Below are 21,949 nucleotides of genomic sequence, written 5' to 3'. Positions count from 1 at the left end.
TTAGCCCAGGGTGATTGCGGAGCGTTGGCTGTACAGAGCGTCGACTTCCTTCTGCAGGGTGACGACTTTCTGGTTCATTTTTTGAATGTTCATGTCTACCTGCTTCATCTCGGCGCTGGTGCCTTGTGCGCGCTCAGCGTCTGCCACTTTGCTGTACTCGGTGACTTTGGTACGCATGTTGGCAAGGTCTTTACGCAGGCGCGTGATGTCCGAATCAATACCGGCGATTTGTGCCTGAGCCCTGCTCTTGTCGACTTTCTTGTTGGCGATGTCCTTTTTGATCTGGGCGATTTGCGCCTGGTCATCATTGATCACTTGTTGAGCGGTCGCGGTACGGGCGATTACGTTCTGCGTGTCTTGTTGGACGTCGCTGTTCATCTTCGCCAAACGGGTGGTGGTGTCGGCGTATTCGCTGCGACGTTGGTCCAGGTAATAGTTAGCGCCCATGGCCACGCCACATGCGGTAATACCGGCGGCGATGACGCACACGGTTTTGTTGTTGCTGTTGGACAGCGCGCAAGCAAGGATGCCGACACCGGCGCCGACGGCGCAGGCCTGGTATCCGGACTTGCTGAAGAACTCTGCGTCATTGCCCTGGGTCAGGCGCGGGTCGGCACCGTCGCCTTCGCCGAGCATAGAGCTGCCGGTGTTGGCGCAACCGGTCATTAGCAGGCTGCCGGCAACAACGAAAGCGATCTGTAGCTTGAAGCGAGTCCAAAGGCTGCGCGACATGGTGAAACTCCTAGGTAACGGTGTTGACGCGTTGTTATTGAGCGACGGTTTTGCAGCTGGTCAGCCAGGCTTCAGTGTCGATTTTCTGCTTTTGCAGGAACGCCTTCTGATTGGCCCAGTGGGTGCGCAAGTAAGGTTTGAGGTCTTGCAGCTGTTTGTTGCGGGTGATGATTTCTTCCATCACCGGGACTTGCGTTTCAAGCAGTGGCTGACCGTACAAGGTAGCCGACTCCACCAGGCTACTGGCGTAGTAACGGCTGAGTTTGTGCAGGCGATCCTTTTGCTCCTCGAGCTTGCCTTTACGCATGTCGCAACTGGCGTCTTTGTCTGCGCTTTCGCAGTTGAGCTTGTAGTTCTTTTGCAGGAAGTCCACGTATTGGCCGTCGTCGAGCATCTTGGTGCACAGGAACGCACCCAGGTTGAGGCTGGCGCGGATCGCCTGGTCGCGGGTTTCTTCCTGCTGCTGGTTGCTGGCACGCAGCTGGTTTTCCAGGGCCTGGAGTTTTTCCTTGAGCGCTTTGTCTTCGACGCCCGAGGCGAGGCTGTTCAGGGATTGTACGGTGCCTTTGTCGGCGGATTCGGCTTCCTTGCTGCCGGTGCCGAGTTTCTTCCAGCTGCTTTCGATGCTGGCGACCCGTTCGCGAGAGGTGAGGGTCGGTGAGACCATGACCAAGCGCAGGCCGGTGGTCTTGTTTTTCACCTGGCCTTCGGCGTTGTAATACGGCTCTTCCTGGCGCAATGCCGTACGCAGGTCGGCCTGCGCGGTCAGGTAGTTGCCGCCACGGACGACGTAGCCGCCGGCCTGACCGTGCTGGCGGTCGAGTTTGTTCAGGCGAAACGGCTCGAACATCATTTCGTCGACGTTACCGAGCATGTCATGCAGGCCCAGCGGGTTGGGCTTTTGCAGACCGGTCAATTGCACTTTGCCGTTGGACGATTGCGCCCCGGCGAACCACTCGTAGGCGTTGATGCCTTCTGGCATCGGGTAGTGCGTGTCGCGGAATTCAGCGGCACCGACTTCCAGCCCGCCGCGCGCGGCGAACTCCCATTCGACTTCGGTTGGCAGGCGCAGAAAGCCTTGCGCGCCGTCTTCCTTGGGCAGCTTGCCGGCGGCGTTTTTGCGCAGCCACAGGTTGTACTTGTCGGCGGCTTCGATGGCTTGCACCCAGCTGATCGCCGTTTGCGGCAAGCGCATCTTGGTGGCGGCGGTGGGGCAGGTTGCTTCGGTCAGCGCGGCGTATTGCAGTTGACTCATCTCGTACTTGGCCATCAGGTAGTAGCGGGATTTGTCGTTCTTGGCCCCGGTAAAACTGCCGGCGATAAAGGTCGGACGGGTCTGTTCGACATAGCCGTATTCCGCGCCGTCCTGACCGATGTTGATTGGGTAGTCATCCAGCGGACCTGCGACCGGAATGAACACCTTGCGAAACACCATCGAGCCTTCGCAGGGCATCGGCAGCACGACGTCGCTAGCCTCGGGCATCGGGTTGTAATACTTCTCTTCCCAGCCCGCCGCCGAGGCGTCGAGCAAGTAGCCGAGGCTCAGGGGTAACAGCAAGCCAAAACGTTTATAGCTCACGCAGACTCTCCGCAGGTTGGATGTTGATGGCTCGCAGGGCGCCGATCACGGCCACCAGTGCAGCGACCAAAAAGGTCAGGAGCAGGGCGGCCAGGCCATGCCAAACAGTGATGTGGCAAACGAAGGTGACGGTGGCCTGGCTGCTGCCGAGCAGGTAGTCGAACAAATGACTGCCCACGGCATAAAACCCCAGCCCGCCAACGTAGCCGGCCAAGCTCAGCAATAGCGCTTGCAGGACCACGAAACCGCCGACAGCCCTGCGTTTGAAACCCAGCAGACGCAGGACCGCCAGGCTTTTGCGTTTACGGTCGATGTTGGCCAGGAACGCGCCGACCATCGACGCCACGCAGCCGATAAGTGCCGCCACGGCGATCACACCGAAGATCAGCCCCAGCACATGGTTGATGGCTTTGACGTTGTCGATGTCGGCCAGTCGACTCGAAGTTTCGATGTGTTGTTCGTTGAGCCAGTGTTCCAGCGGTGCGACCTGATCGATGTCGCGCGCATATACGCGGGCGCGGGCATACAGCGGTTGTAGATTACCCTGAGGCTTGCCGGTGGTCACACCGAACTCACTGACCTGATAACCGTCGCGAAAGCGCTCCAGATCCAGCAGCAGCGGCGGGGCGACAAACCCGGCAGCGCGACCGAAGCGGGCACCGTCGAGCACGGCCAGTACCGTCAGCGTCATCTCGCCGCGTTCATTGACACCTTCCAGGCGGCGCAAGGCCCGCAGCTGCACGCTGTCGCCGGCCTTGGCCTGCAAGCGTTGCGCTGCGCTGGCGCTGAGGATCACTTGATTGCCGACGGGGTTGAGTGGCGCCAGGTTCAGTTGTGGGTCGCCGGGCTCAGTGGCGATGATTTCCGCGCCTTCGACAAACCGTTGCATGCCGATCAGCAGGTCAGCCTGGGTATTGAGCGAGCGGGTCTGGCCGAGGGCAAAACCGGTCTCGGGGCGCAGGCGTAAACGCTCGATCCAGGCCGTGTCGTAGTTGCCGTTGCTGAGCATCTTCACTTCAAGGTTGCGCGGGTCGCGCAGCAGTTCGTCCTGCAGCTGGCTGACCACCCCGTGTTTGAGCCCGAACAGCAACAACAACGGCGCGATCACCGCCACCAGGGAGGCGGCGATACACAGCGAGACCTTGCGGTCGTGCCAGAGGTCTTGCAGTGCCAGTGAGCCCAGCAGGCGCAAGCGATCAGTCCATCGGTTCAAACAGAGTCTCTCCCTGATGGCTGATAGCGCCGAGTCGCGGCAAGCCGAAATCCTTCAGCAAGGCCCAGTCATGGGATACAACGAGTGCACTCAGGCCCATGCTCGACACCAGGCTCAGGAGCAACTCGAACAAACGCCGGGCACTGTGAGGGTCGAGCGCGGCGGTCGGCTCGTCGGCCAACAGCAGCAGCGGTTCATGGGCAATTGCCCGAACGCAGGCAACGCGCTGGCGTTCGCCAATCGACAAGGCCTGAGGTTGTTTATCCAGCAACCCTTGCAGGCGCAACACGTCAACGGCGTGGTCGATGTGATCGCTCTTCGCCGGCATACCGAGCAAACGGCGCGGCAGGCTGATGTTGTCTCGCACGCTCAGGAACGGCAGCAAGCCGCCGCTCTGCAAAATGAATCCCAAATGCCGTGAACGCACCGCTGCAAGAGCAGGCTGGTCGTCAGTGGCCAGCAGTTGGGCGATATCCTGAGCGTGCGTCGGGCCCAGCCGGAAGCGCTCGAGTTCCACCGGCGCGAGCAACAGGCCGATGGCTTCGAGCAACGTGCTTTTGCCGCTGCCGCTCTCACCGGTGATGGCGAGGATTTCTCCGGCGCCGACCCGCAAGTGCGGCAGTCGCACGTGATGAGCCTGTGCGCCTTCACCACGGCGCACCAGCAGGTTCTTGATATCGAGCATGGGCGTCTCGTTAAGGCATCATTTCCAGTGGCACGGGGTAGACGTTGTCCCGCGCATCGCTGTCTTTGGCTAAAGCTACCCAACGGTCGACATCGGCGTTGTAACGCTGGTAATGCCGCAGTTTGGTGTTCAGTGTGCGGATGAATTTTTCTTGTGCCAGACCATCCCAGCTCTTCCAGGTCTCTTCATCCAGGTTCAGCACTTCACTCTGATAGGGCAGGTCTTCGAGGTATTCACCGAGGACGCCCATGTCCGCCAGTTTGGCGTTGCTGTTCTGTTTGAGCTGATTGGGATCGGCGCCCATGGTCGCCGCCACCGAGCGCAGGCGATCGAACATTTCCGTCGGCGAAATCAGGCCTTCGTTGGCGGCATCGAGAATCTGCTTCATCACGTCGCTCAAGTCGCTGAGCTGTGACTTGGTCAGCAGCACCCGCACGTCGGTGGTCGGGATGTTCTGCTTGATCAGGTCGCGGTCGGTGATCCATGCCTTGAACACTGGCGGGGCTTTGCTGTTGGTCTTCTCGCCGAGATAGGCGAGTTGCATGGCGTGACCGATCAGCGCCGCGTCTTCGAGCATTTTTTTCTCGGCCGGGTCCTGCTTGGCGTTCGCCGCACTGCCGATGGCGTCTTCTCCCATGTAGGCGGCTTTGACTTGTGTAGTGATCGCCCCGGCCAGTGCGTCGACCTTGCGCCCGAATTCCTGCACATCGCCAGCGTTCACCGGGTAGTACAGCGAGGTGTTGGTGCCCGGGTAGGTCGACAGGTTCTGGTACTGCGCCTCGGCCTTGGCGTGGTCCTTGGCTCCGGTCGGGGTTTTCAGGTGCAGGGTGTAAATCGCCACGCCCGGGTTGGCGGCTTCGATACGCACTTGCGCGGCGCTCAAACCGGTCTTCGACAGCTTGTCGTCGCCTTCGATGGCGCCCGCATCGGTGATCAGCACCACGTAGCGTGCGCCGAACTGGCTCCAGTCGACCTTGTCGATGCTCTCCATAACGCCGGCAAACGAGTCTTCATCGAAGCTGCTGCTCGACACGGTGGCCTGTTTGAGGTCGGCGATCTTGGCGAAAAAGTCGGCGCTGTCTTTCACCTGCGTCGGGTCGGCGTACATCTTGGTGGTGTATTCCAGCCCCGGCACCGCCTGGGTGTTGGAGCGGAAAGCCACCAGGCCGAACTTGACCTGTTTGCCGAGATTCTGCGCTTCGATCTTCTGGTAAACCTTGCGGATCGCCTCGCGGGTGCGGTCGATGTAGGGGTCCATCGAGATCGTCGAGTCGATGACAAATACCACGGCCGCGCTGAATTCCTTCAGCTGGTTGGCCTTTTTCTCTTCGGCTTCCTTGCCGCCGGCAGCGCTGTTTGCAGCACCACCCTTGGCGTTCTTGTCATCCGGCTTGCTGACGGAGGCGACGTTGAGCAGGCGCGTGCGGAAACCGCTTTCGGTCATGACTTCTTCGCCACTGAGCACCGGCAGCAGGTAGAACTGCTTTTGCAGGTCGACGAAGTATTCAGGTTCTTCAGCCAGTACGCCCGGTGCTTGCTGGCCCTTTTTCAGCGTGGCCCGCAGCGGCGCGACTTTGCTGACCGGGTCCGGTGCATCAAGAATGCCTTCGACGGTGGCGCGGTCCTTGAAGAACAGCAGCCGGTCGCGGTTGGCCGGGTTGGTGAAGGCCAGCGTCAGCTGCATCTTCCAGTCGGTGGTGCAGCTGGCAGGCAGCCAGCCAATGGTTTTTCCGTAGCTGTCGGGGCCGACTTTCAGCCACTCGGCGTTGTTTGCTTGCGCGCGCTCGTACACATAAAAGCGGCTGAAGACCGGTTGTGCGTCGCCTGACGCACCGCCCGCCGCCGGGCTGATTTTGCAGCCCGGCGTGGTCAGCACGCGTTGGAACAGGGTCTTTTTACCGGCCTGGATCAGCGGTTTGTCATCGGCCTGGGACAGCGGGCTGATGCACAGCGCCAGTAATGCGGCACCGCTCAGCAGGAATCGACTCATGGGCGAACGCATCACTTCTGCAACTCCTCGAAGCGCTGCTTGGCTTCGGCGTTGTTCGGGTCCTGGGTGAGGATGGTTTCATACCAGTAGGCGGCGGTGGCGTTGTCCGCGGCCGGGAAGCACTCGCTGGCCTTCAGGTATTTAGGGTCGTATTCGCGGGCATAGGCGTTGGCGATCAGAGCGTCACCGGCCTGGGCACGGTTGGCGTACAGGCGCTGGGCGACGCCGCAGTGCTTGCCGGCCTTGGCCTGGTTGATGATCTCCAGCAACCTGGCACTGTCGGGTGCCGCTTTGATGCAGGTCTGGACGAAGGTCAACTCGGGCAGGCTGTTCATGCTGTCGAGGGTGCAGGCTTGAGCGTCGGCGCCGGCGGGTGCGGCGGCAGTGGCTGCAACCGCAGGGGCCGGGGGACGTTTGTAGAACCAGAATCCTGCGCCCGCCGCCAGCAGCAACACCACAATCAACAGACCGATCAGGCCTTTGTTGCTTTTCTTCACCGGTGCGGGAGGCCGCGTATAGGCGGGCTCGGTGAGTACAGACTCCAACTCCACTTCTGGCTCGGCGGTAGACAAGGTCAGTTCAGGCAGCTCCGGGATCTCCGGTGCAGGTACGCTCGGCGCCGTCAGTTCGGCACCGCCGTAAGTCGAGCGTGTCTGGCCGCCGGCCGTGGACGGCAGCAAGCCGACGCCTGGCCGAACCACGCCTTTGTCGGCGTGGCCTTGGCTCTGTTCGCGCAGTTCGATCTGGAATTGCGAGTTGGCGCCGCCTTCCAGCAGCGGGTCGACCACGCCCGGGCCGACCTGCGTTTCCAAAGCTTCGCCGTTGGCCATGTGGTTGAAACGCGAGACCTTGAACCAGAATGGATTGTTGCTCCACGCCTTGTGGTCCTGAAGGTAAAAACCGTCCTGGTTGCGCTGAATGGAAAACTCCAGCTGTTCCTCGCCACCCTGCCATTTCTTCACAGTGAGGCGGGCCTGACCAGGCACATTGGGCTCTAACGCGAGCAGGTCGACACGAATTGGCATTGCTTATCTCGCTGCGAAGGCTGTGAGCACTTGGCCCAGCCGTTCGTTCTGTTCAGGGGTGATTTCACGTCCGGCCCCATGGCCGGCATTGTCCTGCGTGATGTAGGCCAGGCCCGAAAGCCAGTCGCCGAGATACAGCTGTGCCTGATTGGCCGGTTGCGCCGGCAGCACGGGCACTTGTCCCGGGCCAATGTCGGCGTAGAACGAAAATAAAGGCGCCTTGGCTCCGGCGCGGCTGTTCGGGCGCTCTTTCACCGGCTTCTGGAGGTAGCCGAACCAGGACACGAAATCGCGCAGCACACGTTGCACTTCCAATACCTGGCGTTCGACCAGTTGATCGCGCCGCGCGCCACTTTGTGCACGCTTGAGGACGGCGCGGCTCAGTTGCCCCGGCAAGTCCTGGCGATAGCCGGCGGTGATCAGTTCATCGACCACCGCTTCCAGCAAGGCCTTTTCCAGCCCCAGCAGGTTGAGCAGGCTTTGCCGGGTGGTCAGTTCACGCAGGTGCGCGATCCAAGCCTTGAAGGCCGCTTTGGCAAAACGGTGCTCGTTGCTTTGCAGTTCGGGCGCCGGGGCGCCGGTTTTGCTGCTGACTGGCGCGTCGTGGCTCAGGTCATCACTGAAATCGAAATCGAAACCGGCGTCGTTTCCGTAGAGACTCTGGCTCGGTGTCGGGGCGATCGGTTCGTCGTTCAGGGCCGGCTCGTCATCGGTTTCGTACACGCCGCTGAGGTACAGGTCGCGCACCTCTTCGCTCGGCATGTCGAGTTGATCGATCAATTCGCCAAGTACCGCCGGGCGACGGCCCAGGCCCGTCAGAATCATTTGCGCCTTGGCTTTCTTGGCGGCTGCGGCGCCGTCGTCATCAGCGTGGTACCAGGTGTTCAGACCGTGAGTGGTCAGGCCTTCGAGGCATTCGCTCAATTGCTCGCGGATACGCTGCAATTTGAATTCGATATTGGCCACACCTTTGAAGCTGCCGCTGAAGTGGCTGATGCCACCGTCATCGTTGCGCAGCATTTCTGCCCAGGCGTTGGCCGGGCTCTTGATGTGTTTGCACACCAGAGCGTTGCTTGCGAAGCTGGTGCCCAACGCGCTGACACGTTCCTGATAGATGTCATTGAGGCCGGTTTCCGCACCGGTCGCGTCTTGCCCGATGAACGCCGCGTCCATACGCGGTTTGCGCACCAGGTAGGTGTTCTGGAACGGTGTGCCGGCCCAGTCGTTCATCCAGCTCAAGCTGCCGAAGCGCTCCAGCATGGTCAGCTTGACCATGCCGTTCCAGCTCTCGTCGTACTGATCAGGCGTCAGGCTCAGGGAGTTGGTGATGCGCAGGTCGAGCATGGTCAGCGCCCAGATCAGACCGGTGTCGCGTTTGCTGCGAGCAGCCGAGTCGGCGCCCTGGGTCTTTTCGATCCAGCGGGTCAGCACCGGGCCCACGTCGTTGACGTCGCTCTGCTTGGTCGAGCCTGTGCAGACCACCAGCGCGTTCATTTCCTGGTTGTCGGTGTAGCGTTCGAACAGGTAGGCAACCTTGCCGCGCAGGATCAGCTGGGAAACGGAGTTGTCCTTGGTGGTGGATTGCGGGTCATTGGAATCGGCGATCTCGTGCAGCTTCTGGCGCCCGCGATAACCGGGGAAATCCAGCAGGTCGACCTGATTGACGATGTCATCCACCGGCGCTTCGATCAGGCGGAAGGTCATTTCGGCGGTCAGTGCCGCCAGTTGCGCGACCGCAATCGCCTGACTGTTTTGCAGGCGACCGCCAACCAGCGGTCGAACATCGATCGGCAAGTCCAGCGGGCTGCCGAAGCGTTCGAGGATGTCGACGTTCATGATGCTGTCGCGCTGGCTGTAGGTGTCGTTTTCGAAACTCACCAAGGCCTTCAACGGTGCGAACACGGTCTCGGGCAGACCCAGCCTGTGCAGCGCGCCGGCCAGTTGCTGGTACACGCGCGTCAACTCGATTTGCTCACCCCAGAGAATCGAAAACAGCTCGGCCCGTTCCTGGAAATTCAGGCGTGGCGCCAATTGCAACGCTTTTGGCCAGTACAGGTGCTCAAGCTTCTTCACCGAGTTGCGGAAGTTGTCGCGCAGGTAATCCCACAGCGACACCAGATCGTCGGCATTGACCCCCGTTTGCAGCGGCCCGGTTTCGCGGCCTTCGAACGGTTTGAGCACACGCTGGATGCGCTCTTCGTCGATCTCGTAGGAAATCCGCTCAAGGTCGAAATCCTTGAACCAGGCGTTGGCGAGAATCTTCGCCAGCTCGATTTCCTTGAACAGCGTGAGTTCTACCGGGAAGTCCTTGTCTTGACTTTCCGTCGCTCGACGGCTGAAGCGCGTCACCAGGCCGGTGGCTTCCTTGCCACCACCCACCGGGTTGATGTGCTTGATGAAGTCCAGGTGCTGGCCGCCGAAATCGGTTTCCAGTTTGCCGTTCTGACCGGCGGCGAGGGCCGAAATCAGGTAGGACTTGCCGGCCTGGGACAAACCGAAAAAGCCAATGGTCATCGGCGTGCAGGCCACCCGACCGAGGCTTTGAGCCAGGTTGCGGGCGCGGTGCAGGCGGATGTTCAGGTTGTCGGCTTCGCTGTCCAGGCGCGGCGCATTGCCGCGCGTCTGGCCTATCCAGTCCAGCGCCTGACCGGCGCCTTCATAAACAGCGGCCCAACTGGCAGAGAGCTGAGTTTGATCAGGGGTCAGGTCTTTCATTTGCGTTTCACACTTCCACTGTCGAGCCAGTACTTGGTCTCGCTCAGGCCGGCGTCGAGCATGGTGTTGAGTTCCAGCTCGAGGTCGCTGCGCGGGTTGAAGTTGACGTTGTTACTGTTGGATTCGATGTCGCGAACCGAGAGGCGGTCGCTGACCAGATCCTGCTTGCGCGTGTATTTGTCTGCCGGTTTGACCTCAAACCGCACCTTGAGCAGCGGGGCGCTGCCGTTTTCACCGATTGCGCGGGAAAACTTCTCCCGACCCGCCTTGGTGAACCGCAAGGTGTACAGCGGCGAGGCGGCCCAGCGGTCGGCGGCCAACTGGCGGAAACCGAGGCGCAGATCGCCGCGCATTTCCAGCTGTGGCGTGTCGGCGGCGTCGCCCGTGCCGATTTCCGGCAGCTTTATTTTGTAGTCTTCGGACTGGATGTCGCGGTACAGCACGTCGGCATCCTTGATCACGTTGTTCAGGTCGATGACGCCGATGTGCTTGACCGTCGAATACGGCTTGAGCGCCGATGCCCGGAAGTAGAAGTTCGGCACGCTGTGGTTGGCGCACAACAGGCAGAGCATGGCGCCGACCGAGGCGGTGCTTTTCGGGTCGTCGATCCGGCCGTTCTTGTGAAATGGATACCAGCCGCCGGTGCGGTAGTTTTGCAGCGCCAGAATGCGCCCCGGTGGCAGCGGCAACACCTTGCGAATGAACGCCTGGATGCCGGGCAGGCGCGAAGGGCGGCCGGTCAACAGCAAGACATCACACGGGTAATGCGCGACCACTTCACACAGCGCACCAAGGATCTTGGTGATGTTGATCTGGTCGTTGAGGAACGCGGCGTGGAGCTTTTGCAGGTCGAAGCTGATCGGCGCGGCATACAGGTCGAAACCGCTCTGACCGCCGACATCGCGACGCACGGCGGCATTGACGTAGTCGAGCACGGTCTGGCTGATTGCGTTGTCACCGAGCAATTGGCGGTAGCTTTGCGGGGTGACTTCTTGCGGGACCTGCGGATCGTAATGCTCGTACGCCTTGAGTAGCGCCAGGCCCAGCGGGGCGAACACCTGGAGGTTCAATTGCTGACGCAGGATCATGTCCTGGGCGCTGACCGATTCATCGCCACACAGCCGTGACATCAGCGAATCCGCGGCTTTCACGCCAGCGTTCTGCAAGGCTTTTTCGAAACTCGGCAGGACGAAGTCCTGAATCACGTCCAGCAGGATGTCGTCGCCGGCCACTTTGAAGCCATCGCGAAAACGCTGTTCGGGCACGATGTGCACGTTGCTGCCGCTGCCGGTATTACCCGCGCGGTCGAGGCGATAGTCGGTGATCACCAGGTCGGTGGTGCCGCCGCCGATGTCGATGGTCGCGAGAGTGATGCGTTGGCGGTCGGCCTTGTCCGGCCGGGCGATGGTGTCAAAAAACTCCTCCGGGTGACCGGCGAAGTTCTCGTTGACCTCGGTGTACAGGTACACCAACTGGCCGCAGGACGCTTCGTCCCATTCCACGCGGATACTCGGAATCGGCGTGCACGGGCTGACGGCCTGATCCTGATGTGGATCTTCCTCGCCGGCATGCCAGCCGAGGCTTTTCCACACCAGGCCGATGGCTTGCAGCATGCGTTCGTTGAGGATGCTGCGCTCGGCCTGTGGCATGCCCGGCGGCACGGTCAGGGTAATGCTGTTGAGCTGGCGCGGCACGCGGGTGTGGCCCTGGCGCGAGCGCTGGGCCGGGCTGTTGATTTGCGACAGCGCCTGGGCCAGCACTTCGGCGAGCATGAAGGTCATTAGCGAGCTGCGTGAATAACGCGGCATGAACACCGGCAGACGATCGTCTTCTTCGAGGCTGTATAGCGCCTCGCCGGTTTCGTTGATCAGATGCGAGAACGGCGTGGCGGTGGCGTACGGCTCGTTGTCGGTCTTTATGTACGAGCAGTTGAAACGCCAGCCGTGGCCATAGGCGTTTTCGTCCCACAGATAGCGTTTCGGGCTGGACAGGCCAGTGGAGCCTTCGGTGCCGCGGCGACGACTGGCCAGACGACTGGCTTCATTGCCGACACGGGCAATCGTCGCCCATTGGAACGCATCGTGACGACCGCTCTTGACCGAGCAGTGGTCCTTGCCGAAGTACGCTTGGGAGAACTCCACGCGGCTTTCAAACGGCAGGTTATAGGTGTGTTCGGGGGTGATCAGGTCGCGTAGTTCCAGCACGTAGTTCTGCTTCAGCCCGGAGCCGGCCTGACCGTGGTTTTCGATCAGGATGCCGCAGGTGCGCGAGTTGCCGACGTCCAGCACCAGGTCCACCGGAATCGGTTTGACCAGGCCATTGCTGTCGTTGGCGACCACTTTCAGCTCGGGGATTTCAACTTTCGCCCGGGCCTTCGACTGCTGGGCGGCTGACGGTTTGCTCAACAGGCTGAGCAAGTTGAGGTAGTGCGCCAGGTGATAGTTGGCGCGGATATCGATGTCCAACTCTGCGCGCGAACGGTGGGCATTGCCCTCATTGAACACTTCCAGCAACCACTCGTTGACCCACGGCTGCGCCAGAAACCAGCGGGTTTCGCTAGCCTTGGTCGCCAGTTTGAAAGACACGCCGGAGCTGATGTCTTCTTCGTTTGGCGCCAGATATGCAGTGCCGTCACGCTTGGGCATCACACGGCTGTCGAACGCCATCGTCAGGCGGTGGGTGTTACCGTCGATGTCGGGAGTCGCCAGTTTCACCAAGCGCATGCGCGACCAGTTGGTCGGGCCTTCGTCGAAGCGATGCGGCGGCATGAAGCGGAAAAATGGGGTCGGCAGCCAGATACCGTCGAGCAAATCGAGGCTGCTTTTCATGTCGACGCTGAACGCAGGTTTGGCTTTTTCGACCTTCTCCGGTTCGGGCTCGTAGAAAAAGAAGTCTTTCTCTTCGTTGTACGCCAGGCGGCAGATCAGCCCGCTGATCATCGGTGCGAACTCGCCCGCCGGTTCCTTGCGGGGATCCAGGCGCAGGGCGAAATCCATGAACTGGATGCCGGTGTCGCTGACCAGCGTGACGGTGTCTTCGAATTGAGTGACTTCAGGCAACATGTCGGGTTATTCCGTTTTTATTCGCCCACGTGCCGCATGGACATGGGGAATTGATCTTTTCCGTAACCGCCGGTGCAGTCCGCGACCGTGGTCGCCCCTTTGCGGCAGTTGACCTTGGGCATGTCGTAAGTGCTGCCATCGCCGCACACGGCTTGGCCCTGACTGTCGATGGCCAGGCTGCCACCCTTCATAGTAGCGCTCACCGGCCCACTGCATTTCGAGCCGTCGGCCTGGTGTACGGTGACTTGGCCCTTACCGTCCTTGAGCTGGTATTCCAGACGCAGCGGTTTGCCGGTTCGGCGGTCCTGTATCCCGGCGCCTGCGCTGTACTGACCATCGAGAAACTTGGCGGCACCGTCGGCGGCGTCAGGCGGGATGCTCAAGGGAGGGCCGGCTTTTGCGGCGGCGGATTTTTCTGCCTCGGGCGATGTGACATCCGGCGGCGCGGTTTTGTTTTCGGGTGGCGCAGTTCTGTTTTCGGCTGCCGGGTCTTTGGCTGGGTCTTTGGTCAAGTCGGCGGGTGCTGCGTCAGCCTCGTTACCCTCGACGGCCGGCGATTCCACGCCTTGGGCTCCGGTCACGGCGGTGCCCGTTCCAGTGGTGGAGCCTATAACGGAGCCTGTCACCGGAACGCCATTGAGCGTCGTGACATTGCCGGGCAGTTGCGGCTCTTCCAGTTGTTTTTCCACCGGAACGATGCCCTCAGGCAGCAGGTCCACCGCCACTAATGGAATCGGGACGCAACCGCGCAGGCCGAGCAACAGCCACAAAAGGAGCAGCAGGAGCGGCAGCAGCAACAGCCACCACCAGCGACGCCACCACGGACGAGCCACCACCGGCACGACGGGCGCAACAACAGGCGCTTCAACCATGGGTGGCAGCGGCGGAGCCTGATAGAGGCAGTGCAGGGGATCGCGATTGAGGTCGGTACCGGCGTGCTCGAAACCCCAAAAGGTCAGCACCGGTTTGCCTTGCACCAGGTAGACGAAGTTTTCGTCAGGGATATGAATGACGCGCTTGAGCAACTTGCCGAACACGGCTTTGTCGCCTTGCTGCTGTTCACCGGAATCAGTGCCCAGGAAACGCTGGCTCAATTCCTCGAGTGCAGTCTTGAGGGCTTCAAGTTGGCGCCGGGCAGGGGCGCGCTCTTCTTCGGTCGCGCTGCTCCACGGGATCACATCGCCGTCGAGGGCGCTGTACCAATCGATCTGGTTGCCGAGTTCATCGCTTTGAGGGATGGCCAGATGATCGACCAAATCGGGGTTCTTGCGGCGAATGGCTTCGCGCAATTGCAGGGCCGCCCGGTAGACCGGTTGACCTGTTTCACCGAGGGCAGTGAATGACCCGCTCTTACCGCTGCGTAATAGTGCCCCGCGCATTCAAACTCCATACGATCCGTTGCGCAAAAATGACAGACAAATGTGTCTGTACTTGCTCCTGCATTTAGCGGGCGACCTTAATGTCATCATGATATCGCCGTCAATCTGCCGGAGGTTCAAGCCTTATGAGACTAACGTAAGCGTGCGGAGGTTGCATAAGGTCAATTTTAATTGGCTTGGGAAGGCTCGGGCGTAAGCTTTTTATGCTTGCTGAATCGTTTCATCAGCGCTATAAAAAATGCACAACTCCAATAAAGGCTTTCCCCATGACCTCGCTCAAACTCCTCGTTGTCCTTGGCGCGCTGTCCGCCTCTCACGCCATGGCTTGGGATTACGTCCTGCTCGACAGCGACAAAGCCGCGCAAAACTGGCAGATCACCAGCCAGCAACTCGGTGTGAAAACCGACCAACCCTTCTCCGTGACATTTCGTAACTTGCACGGCGGTCGGCAAGAGGGCGTCAGCATCGTCGACATCGATAACGGCACGATGAAACTCTCGGTGGTGCCGACTCGCGGGATGAACGTGCTGCAGGCGTCGGTCGGTAATGTGCGCATGGGCTGGGATTCGCCGGTCAAGGACGTGGTCAATCCGTCCTCCATCGAGCTCAACGGTCGTGGCGGCCTGGGCTGGCTCGAAGGCTTCAACGAGCTGGTGGCCCGCTGCGGCTACGAATGGGTCGGCCATCCTGGCATGGACAACGGCGAACTGCTGACTCTGCATGGCCGCGCCGCCAACATCCCGGCCAGCAAAGTTACCCTGCATATAGATGAGAAACCGCCTTACGCGATCAGCCTGCGCGGCGAACTCAAAGAGCAGGCGTTCAAGAAAGTCGATTTCTCGGTGATGACTGAGCTGCTCACTGAGCCCGGAAGCGTCGCGTTTGCCCTCAATGACACCCTGACCAACAACGGTGATTATCCGAAGGAATACCAGGCGCTTTATCACAGTAACTTCAGTTCGCCGTTCCTTGAGCAGGGCGCCCGATTTGTGGCTCCGGTCAAACAGGTGTCGCCGTTCAACGACAAGGCCAAAGGGGATCTGGCGGATTGGCGGACCTATCGCGCGCCGACCAAGGGCTATGACGAAACGGTGTACAACATTGTGCCTTATGGCGATGCCAAAGGTGACACGTTGACCGTGCTGCATAACAAGGCAGGGAGCCTTGGGGTGTCGGTTGGGTTTAATACTCAGCAGTTGCCTGTGTTCTCGTTGTGGAAGAACACCGATACGCAAGGGCAGGGATATGTGACCGGGTTGGAGCCGGGGACGAGTTTTTCTTATAACCGCCGGTATCAGCGGCCACTTGGTTTGGTGCCGATTATTGGGGTTAAAGAGCAGAGGCAGTTTCAGATCAAGTACAGCTTGCTGGCGGATAAGGGGGCTGTGGACAAGGCGTTGCATCGGGTGAGCGAGATTCAGGGCGCTCGGGAAACCGAGGTAAGACAAGCGCCGTTAGTTGATTTCTCCAAGGAGTAATTCTGGTCAGTTTGTGCTCGGCCGATACTGCAGCGCCTCAGCCAGATGATCGCGGGTGATGCCATCAACTTGCTCAAGGTCCGCCAGGGTGCGTGAGACTTTAAGCAGTCGATGGGCCGCTCGCAGCGACAAGGTCAATCGCTCACATGCCGTTTCCAGCCAGGTTTCGTCGGTTGTGGATAACTTGCAGTGTTCGCGCAGGCCCGGCAGATCAAGGAAAGCGTTCGCGCAGCCCTGGCGTTTTTGTTGTCGCTCTCGGGCGTCGGCAACCAGCACTGCGGCGGTAGCGGTGTCATCACCGGGTTTCAGCGCAGGGTTCAACGCCGTGGCTTCCCGAGCGACGGTCAGGTGCAGGTCGATTCGGTCCAGCAACGGCCCTGACAGTTTGTTGCGGTAACGCTGGACCATGTCCGGTGTACAACTGCATTTGCCGCTGGGTTCGCCAAGATATCCACAGGGGCACGGGTTCATCGCGGCTACCAATTGGAAACGGGCCGGGAAGCGGACACGATCCTTGGCGCGGGAGATTACGATGTGACCGGATTCAAGCGGCTCCCTTAACACCTCCAACACCTTGCGATCGAATTCCGGAAGTTCGTCGAGAAATAGAACGCCATGATGGGCGAGGGTTATTTCACCGGGTTGCGGTTTCGAGCCGCCGCCGACCAATGCCGGCCCGGAAGCGGAGTGGTGGGGTTGGCGGAATGGTCTTTGCGGCCATTGGCTCAATGGCACGCAACTGGTAACGGATTGAATGGCTGCGACTTCAAGAGCTTCATTTTCGGCTAGCGGTGGGAGCAAACCCGGTAAACGACTCGCCAACAGCGTTTTCCCCGTCCCCGGCGGCCCGCTGAACAGGAGGTTGTGAGCCCCCGCCGCTGCAATCAGCAAAGCGCGCTTGGCCGAGAGTTGGCCCTGCACTTCATTCAAGTCAGGATAGGGTTTGCTGGCATAGAGCAAGCCGTTGGAGACATAAGGCTCAATCGGTGTATGCCCATTGAAATGCGCAACGGCCTCAAGCAGATGATCCACCGCAATCACTTTCAGTCCCGAGGCCAGGCACGCTTCCTCGGCGTTAGCTCGCGGCACCATCAACCAGCGCCCGGCCTTGCGTGCCGCCAGCGCCGCCGGCAGAACCCCACGAACCGCCCGCACGGCACCTGATAACGCCAACTCCCCAAGGCATTCCGCATCATCGAGCGTCAATGTAGGCACCTGCACACTGGCCGAGAGGATCCCCAGGGCAATCGCCAGATCGAACCGCCCGCCATCCTTGGGCAAATCCGCGGGCGCCAGATTCAACGTGATCCGTCGCGCCGGAAATTGCAGCCCGGAATTGATGATCGCGCTGCGCACCCGATCCTTGCTTTCCTTCACCGCCGCTTCGGGCAGGCCGACCATGGTCAGCGATGGCAAACCATTGGCCAGATGGACTTCAACGGTGACGGCTGGCGCCTCCACGCCGACCTGGGCGCGGCTGTGGACGATGGAGAGGGACATTGTCGTTCCTTGAGCTAAACGGGGGCTGCTTCCTGCGGGTTTTTGAAGGGTAGTCGTGGAGTCTTGCCAGAGAGGAGGGAAACTTTCGCAGAATGTTGCTGAAGCCACTATACGTAACAGCAGCCAAACGCTGCGTTCGGCTGCGGTGGCAAATCCACCTCCTGAGCAATCGCACTACTCAACGCTGTTTGCGAGTTGCATAAGGAGTGTCTGCAAAACATATCGCAGGTATTTGACTTCTCGAATTTATTCAGCGTGCAAAATAAAAATAATTTATGTTGAAGCAGCTTCTTTGGAAGAGGTTGTGTCGTCAAACAAACTACTGTCACCGTCCAGGATTTTGCTAGCGAAGCGCTCGGTATCCATCTTTTTTTTGCCTTCTGCGATATTCGTAAAATAGTTGAAGTCTAAATCTATCCAGTCCTTGAGTTTGGTTTCGTAGTTGTTTGGATACTGTGCTTGCTCCACGGGAGGCAGGCCCTTGTAATGGTCAAGGACACTTTGGAAGAAGTTGGTAAGCTTTCCAGTGCTGTTATATTCAAATTCTGCTTCGGCCACCACTTTCTGTCGCCATGCAAATTCTTGTTTGGCCGATTCTTCCAATGCTGCCCGTCTTTCATTGACGGTAAAGGTGCCGCTGTCATCGTAAGTGATTAAGGCCAGTTGATCCATGGGCATTCCAGAAAACGGATTTTTGCCGAGTCCGTTTGTATACTGTGTCGCACTTTTGGCGCGCGCTAATAATGTGGGGTTATCTGAGTCGGGAACTTCAGAGTCGTGTTTTGATTTATTGGCAGTATAATTAGCACTCTCCAATTCGTTGAATGTGTTTTTAGCCATCGAACTCAGTTCCATTTTAGTCAGGCGTACATCCCGGGCCTGTGCACGTACTGAGGCTTCGCTCAATTGGCTCGCTAGCGTGGAAACGGTACTGCTATCTCGTGCGTTGCCATACGGGCCCTGGGGGCTACTTTGGTTGACACCTGGGTTTTTGCTGGGAGTCGCTGTCAGTTTTTTAGTTCCAGCCAGCGTTTGGCCGCTGTTAACTGCAGAGTTGTTTAGTGAATTAAACATTTTTTGCAACTCCTTGTTTGATGACTAAGACATGATCAATCGCCTGATAATATTGATACTTTGGCAAGATCTTGCAAACCACTTAAGGCCCGCTACATGCTTCACTTCATGGTGATTACTACTGACCAGGCATAGGAGGACGGATTTGTTCTAGTTACCTTGATGGTGCAGGTGGCGCCGCCGCTAGGAGTTGCCGTATTATTCCATTTTGGGATTTTGGTCGCGCCTGGGCCAACAGTCTCCACAAATGTAGCTAAATAAATACATTTTTTTCTACCCATTTGATATCGCAAATTAGCATAGTTGTGGCCAGGAAACATCCGGCTTTGTATGGTGTACGTATCCGAGCCATTTGCAATTACGGACTCTTGTGGAGTAGGTGATGCGTTTACTTTTGTTGTAGCTTCATTGTTGGTTGTGGGGGTGTACGTAGCAGTCTGTGTTCCAAGGTTCTTGAATGTGACTGTTACAGGCGGCCCGGCGATAGCTGAACTTATGTGAAATGCAGTCAATGCGAAAGTCGCAATTAAAGACTTAGGCAGTTTCATGGGTGTTGCTCCTTGTGGTGTTGGTAACAATATTCCATTTAAAAAATTGTGCTCATCACAATCTATTATCCAAGCCTGTAGCATGGGCTTGAACTTTCTCGAGCGGGTGCAGTTCCGGCATTCAAATGAGGGAAACTGCTTCTGATTTTCGCCAAACGAATCGGGTGGCAGCTGTGCGCGGGTTGGCGAACCGGTGCCTGCGGAAAAACCGGCAGACCCGAGGGCCTTCAACTGAGAGTGAGTTTAGGAACCGGAGTTTTGCGGCGCAATCGGACGGCGAATGAGATTGATGTAGGAAGTTGCCGGGATTCTCGCGAGCTTGAAGATCGCAGCCTACGGCAATTCCTACAGGTGTATCTGAAGGTCGTTCCGACCTTATCGCGAGCAAGTCGCGCCCATATTGGATTGGGTTTGATGGTGGGAGCTGGGGGCGTTACTCGGTCGGCGGATTCAGTTTCGCTTCCAGCTCCGCCACCTTCGCCTCAAGGCTCTCCAACCGCGCCCGGGTGCGCGCCAATACAACCATCTGGCTATCGAATTCTTCCCGACTCACCAGATCCAGTTTGCTGAAGCCGCTCTGCAGCAACATTTTGAACTGGCTTTCGATTTCAGCTTTCGGCAGAGGCGTGTCGCCGCTGAAGAGGCGGGAGGCGGTGCCGGTGAGGGCGTCGAGGAAGTCTTTTGGCGCGAGCATGGGCAATGTCCTGGAAACAATGACGGGCAGTGTATCACGCAGTGTCTATAGTCATTTGCGCAGGCGAAGGGCGCACGCTTTTCGCGCATGGGGACGGACGGCGTCGCACCGTTATTGTGCGTAACCCGGCGAGTGTTGTTGCGATATGGCGGACATCTGCCGGCAAAATGTTGAAAACTATGAGTTTTGTGGATATGGCAAGGTTTCTGCTTAGATGCTGGTAACCCATGCACTGATGCAGTCGTTGTGACGAATGCAGTGCGCCAGGCGGAACGCGGGGAGTGTTTCGCAGGGAGCGGTTAGCTGGCGTCGAACGGGCAGGTAAGGCCGACGATGCGTTACAAAGCCAGGCACTGCGCTTAGACTTGAGTCGGGTTTGTTTTCCTGGGGCAAGTCCACCAATTCGGGAGAGAGTTTTCATGAAGCTAGTCACTGCCATCATCAAGCCGTTCAAGCTGGACGACGTACGCGAGTCGCTGTCCGAGATCGGCGTGCAGGGCATTACCGTCACTGAAGTCAAAGGCTTTGGTCGGCAGAAGGGTCACACCGAGCTGTATCGCGGCGCGGAGTACGTGGTCGATTTCCTGCCCAAGGTGAAGATCGACGTCGCCATCGATGACAAGGATCTGGACCGGGTAATCGAGGCCATCACCAAGGCTGCCAACACCGGCAAGATCGGTGACGGCAAGATCTTCGTGGTCAATCTGGAACAGGCGATTCGCATCCGTACCGGCGAAACCGATACCGACGCTATCTAAGCCGCCACAAACCCAACGCCCCAGGAGAAAACAAAATGACTCTGCGTAAATTCGCAGGGCTAGGAGCCCTGTTGTCCCTCGTAATGCCCAGCCTGGCCATGGCGGCAGACGAAGTGGCGGCCCCAGTCCTCAACTCCGGCGATACCGCCTGGATGTTGACCTCTACAGCTCTCGTGCTGTTCATGACCATTCCCGGCCTTGCGCTGTTCTACGGTGGCATGGTCCGGTCGAAAAATATTCTTTCCGTGATGATGCAGTGCTTCGCCATTACCGGTCTGATCAGCGTCCTGTGGGTCATTTATGGCTACAGCATCGCGTTCGACACCACGGGCATGGAGCAGGGCGTCATCAACTTCAACTCGTTCTTCGGCGGCATGGGCAAGGCATTCCTCGCCGGTATCACGCCAGCCAGCCTGACCGGCCCTGCGGCGCTGTTCCCCGAGGCGGTGTTCGTCACCTTCCAGATGACCTTCGCGATTATCACCCCGGCGTTGATCGTCGGCGCCTTCGCCGAGCGGATGAAGTTCTCCGCGATGCTGGTGTTCATGGGCGTGTGGTTCACCCTGGTTTACGCGCCGATTGCGCACATGGTCTGGTCCGGAAACGGCGGCCTGTTGTGGGACTGGGGAGTTCTGGACTTCGCCGGCGGCACCGTGGTGCACATCAACGCCGGTGTGGCTGGTCTGGTTGCCTGCCTGGTGCTGGGCAAGCGTAAGGGCTTCCCGACCACGCCGATGGCGCCGCACAACCTCGGTTACACCCTGATGGGCGCGGCCATGCTGTGGGTCGGCTGGTTCGGCTTCAACGCCGGTTCCGCCGCTGCGGCCAACGGCACCGCCGGCATGGCGATGCTGGTAACTCAAATCGCTACCGCTGCTGCTGCGCTGGGCTGGATGTTTGCCGAGTGGATCACCCACGGCAAGCCTAGTGCACTGGGCATTGCTTCGGGCGTGGTTGCCGGTCTGGTGGCAATCACCCCGGCTGCCGGCACCGTTGGCCCGATGGGCGCGCTGGTCATCGGTCTGGCGGCTGGCGTGGTGTGCTTCTTCTGCGCCACCACTCTGAAGCGCAAGCTCGGCTATGACGATTCCCTGGACGCCTTCGGTGTGCACGGTATCGGCGGTATCCTCGGCGCAATCCTGACCGGTGTGTTCGCTGCTCCGTCCCTGGGTGGCTTCGGCACCGTGACCGACATCGCCGCACAAGTGTGGATTCAATGCAAAGGCGTAGGCTTCACGGTGATCTACACCGCGATCGCCACATACATCATCCTCAAGGTGCTGGATGCGGTCATGGGCCTGCGTATCAACGAAGAAGAAGAAGCGGTCGGCATCGATCTGGCGCTTCACAACGAACGCGGCTACAACTTGTAAGCAAGCGCATAAAAAACCTGCCCGGCTTGCCGGGCATTTTTTTGTCTGGATTTTGTCATTGAAGGCTGAGCTGAAAGGTTTTTTCCTACAGGTTTTACGATGTTTACGTCGGGTGTTTTTGTGCGGTCAAAGGCTTACAGGATT

16 protein-coding genes are annotated in these 21,949 nt (G+C 59.2%); 3 read left to right on the top strand and 13 right to left on the bottom strand.

Going from position 1 to position 21,949, the window contains the following annotated elements; genetic code table 11:
- Genes AC3ITY_RS31840 through AC3ITY_RS31800 form a run of 9 tightly spaced genes read right to left on the bottom strand, consistent with a single transcriptional unit; the run spans position 1 to position 14,380 of the window.
- Complete coding sequence (locus AC3ITY_RS31840) at positions 1-732, bottom strand: hypothetical protein (RefSeq protein WP_489306830.1); 732 nt, start codon at positions 730-732, stop codon at positions 1-3.
- 34 nt (positions 733-766) lie between these two features.
- On the bottom strand, positions 767-2,311 hold the full coding sequence (locus tag AC3ITY_RS31835) for an SUMF1/EgtB/PvdO family nonheme iron enzyme (protein ID WP_489306829.1): 1,545 nt from the start codon (positions 2,309-2,311) through the stop codon (positions 767-769).
- Positions 2,301-3,524, bottom strand: a complete 1,224-nt coding sequence (locus AC3ITY_RS31830) for an ABC transporter permease (RefSeq protein WP_489306827.1) — start codon at positions 3,522-3,524, stop codon at positions 2,301-2,303. Before AC3ITY_RS31830 ends, AC3ITY_RS31835 begins: the two co-directional genes overlap by 11 nt.
- Positions 3,508-4,209: an ABC transporter ATP-binding protein gene (locus AC3ITY_RS31825; protein ID WP_489306825.1), complete on the bottom strand. Its 702-nt coding sequence runs from the start codon at positions 4,207-4,209 to the stop codon at positions 3,508-3,510. The genes AC3ITY_RS31830 and AC3ITY_RS31825 overlap by 17 nt, the downstream gene beginning before the upstream one ends.
- A 10-nt stretch (positions 4,210-4,219) precedes the next feature.
- The gene (locus tag AC3ITY_RS31820; RefSeq protein WP_489306824.1) at positions 4,220-6,199 is read right to left on the bottom strand and encodes a vWA domain-containing protein; all 1,980 of its coding nucleotides are present in this window, start codon (positions 6,197-6,199) and stop codon (positions 4,220-4,222) included.
- Positions 6,200-6,210: 11 nt separating this feature from the next.
- Complete coding sequence (locus tag AC3ITY_RS31815; RefSeq protein WP_489306823.1) at positions 6,211-7,224, bottom strand: hypothetical protein; 1,014 nt, start codon at positions 7,222-7,224, stop codon at positions 6,211-6,213.
- Between the two features lie 3 nt (positions 7,225-7,227).
- A complete protein-coding gene (locus AC3ITY_RS31810; protein ID WP_489306822.1) occupies positions 7,228-9,939 on the bottom strand; it encodes a putative virulence factor in 2,712 nt (903 codons plus the stop codon).
- The gene (locus tag AC3ITY_RS31805) at positions 9,936-13,001 is read right to left on the bottom strand and encodes a virulence factor SrfB (RefSeq protein ID WP_489306821.1); all 3,066 of its coding nucleotides are present in this window, start codon (positions 12,999-13,001) and stop codon (positions 9,936-9,938) included. The genes AC3ITY_RS31810 and AC3ITY_RS31805 overlap by 4 nt, the downstream gene beginning before the upstream one ends.
- Before the next feature lie 17 nt (positions 13,002-13,018).
- Complete coding sequence (locus AC3ITY_RS31800) at positions 13,019-14,380, bottom strand: SrfA family protein (RefSeq protein ID WP_489306820.1); 1,362 nt, start codon at positions 14,378-14,380, stop codon at positions 13,019-13,021.
- Between the two features lie 266 nt (positions 14,381-14,646).
- Here AC3ITY_RS31800 and AC3ITY_RS31795 point away from each other — a divergent pair, with 266 nt between their 5' ends.
- On the top strand, positions 14,647-15,858 hold the full coding sequence (locus AC3ITY_RS31795) for an aldose 1-epimerase family protein (RefSeq protein ID WP_489311050.1): 1,212 nt from the start codon (positions 14,647-14,649) through the stop codon (positions 15,856-15,858).
- A 6-nt stretch (positions 15,859-15,864) separates the two neighbouring features.
- Here the strand turns inward: AC3ITY_RS31795 and AC3ITY_RS31790 are convergent, their stop codons facing one another.
- From AC3ITY_RS31790 to AC3ITY_RS31775, 4 genes are all read right to left on the bottom strand, one after another.
- Positions 15,865-17,358 (bottom strand): YifB family Mg chelatase-like AAA ATPase, encoded by a 1,494-nt coding sequence (locus tag AC3ITY_RS31790; protein ID WP_489306819.1) that lies wholly within the window; start codon positions 17,356-17,358, stop codon positions 15,865-15,867.
- A gap of 273 nt (positions 17,359-17,631) precedes the next feature.
- Positions 17,632-18,432 carry a hypothetical protein gene (locus AC3ITY_RS31785; RefSeq protein WP_489306818.1) on the bottom strand — a complete coding sequence of 267 codons (801 nt, stop codon included), beginning with the start codon at positions 18,430-18,432 and terminating at the stop codon, positions 17,632-17,634.
- Between the two features lie 101 nt (positions 18,433-18,533).
- A complete protein-coding gene (locus tag AC3ITY_RS31780; RefSeq protein ID WP_489306817.1) occupies positions 18,534-18,980 on the bottom strand; it encodes a hypothetical protein in 447 nt (148 codons plus the stop codon).
- Positions 18,981-19,413: 433 nt separating this feature from the next.
- On the bottom strand, positions 19,414-19,674 hold the full coding sequence (locus tag AC3ITY_RS31775) for an accessory factor UbiK family protein (RefSeq protein ID WP_046038993.1): 261 nt from the start codon (positions 19,672-19,674) through the stop codon (positions 19,414-19,416).
- A 419-nt stretch (positions 19,675-20,093) separates the two neighbouring features.
- Between AC3ITY_RS31775 and glnK the strand changes: the two genes are divergently transcribed.
- Positions 20,094-20,432 carry a P-II family nitrogen regulator gene (glnK, locus tag AC3ITY_RS31770; RefSeq protein ID WP_002555808.1) on the top strand — a complete coding sequence of 113 codons (339 nt, stop codon included), beginning with the start codon at positions 20,094-20,096 and terminating at the stop codon, positions 20,430-20,432.
- Between the two features lie 35 nt (positions 20,433-20,467).
- Positions 20,468-21,805, top strand: coding sequence for an ammonium transporter (locus AC3ITY_RS31765; RefSeq protein WP_489306815.1), 1,338 nt, complete (start codon positions 20,468-20,470; stop codon positions 21,803-21,805).
- Positions 21,806-21,949 lie beyond the last annotated feature (144 nt).

This window comes from Pseudomonas sp. GL_091 (assembly GCF_057837725.1).
Note: the sequence above shows the minus strand (reverse complement) of the source record. Positions and strands in the feature narration are given on the sequence as shown.

Coding starts and splice junctions, on each gene's coding strand:
- AC3ITY_RS31790 (WP_489306819.1), bottom strand. CDS start 17,358: ATGTCCCTCTCCATCGTCCACAGCCGCGCCCAGGTCGGCGTGGAGGCG.
- AC3ITY_RS31840 (WP_489306830.1), bottom strand. CDS start 732: ATGTCGCGCAGCCTTTGGACTCGCTTCAAGCTACAGATCGCTTTCGTT.
- glnK (WP_002555808.1), top strand. CDS start 20,094: ATGAAGCTAGTCACTGCCATCATCAAGCCGTTCAAGCTGGACGACGTA.
- AC3ITY_RS31765 (WP_489306815.1), top strand. CDS start 20,468: ATGACTCTGCGTAAATTCGCAGGGCTAGGAGCCCTGTTGTCCCTCGTA.
- AC3ITY_RS31795 (WP_489311050.1), top strand. CDS start 14,647: ATGACCTCGCTCAAACTCCTCGTTGTCCTTGGCGCGCTGTCCGCCTCT.
- AC3ITY_RS31815 (WP_489306823.1), bottom strand. CDS start 7,224: ATGCCAATTCGTGTCGACCTGCTCGCGTTAGAGCCCAATGTGCCTGGT.
- AC3ITY_RS31785 (WP_489306818.1), bottom strand. CDS start 18,432: ATGTTTAATTCACTAAACAACTCTGCAGTTAACAGCGGCCAAACGCTG.
- AC3ITY_RS31775 (WP_046038993.1), bottom strand. CDS start 19,674: ATGCTCGCGCCAAAAGACTTCCTCGACGCCCTCACCGGCACCGCCTCC.
- AC3ITY_RS31805 (WP_489306821.1), bottom strand. CDS start 13,001: ATGTTGCCTGAAGTCACTCAATTCGAAGACACCGTCACGCTGGTCAGC.
- AC3ITY_RS31825 (WP_489306825.1), bottom strand. CDS start 4,209: ATGCTCGATATCAAGAACCTGCTGGTGCGCCGTGGTGAAGGCGCACAG.
- AC3ITY_RS31810 (WP_489306822.1), bottom strand. CDS start 9,939: ATGAAAGACCTGACCCCTGATCAAACTCAGCTCTCTGCCAGTTGGGCC.
- AC3ITY_RS31820 (WP_489306824.1), bottom strand. CDS start 6,199: ATGAGTCGATTCCTGCTGAGCGGTGCCGCATTACTGGCGCTGTGCATC.
- AC3ITY_RS31800 (WP_489306820.1), bottom strand. CDS start 14,380: ATGCGCGGGGCACTATTACGCAGCGGTAAGAGCGGGTCATTCACTGCC.
- AC3ITY_RS31780 (WP_489306817.1), bottom strand. CDS start 18,980: ATGAAACTGCCTAAGTCTTTAATTGCGACTTTCGCATTGACTGCATTT.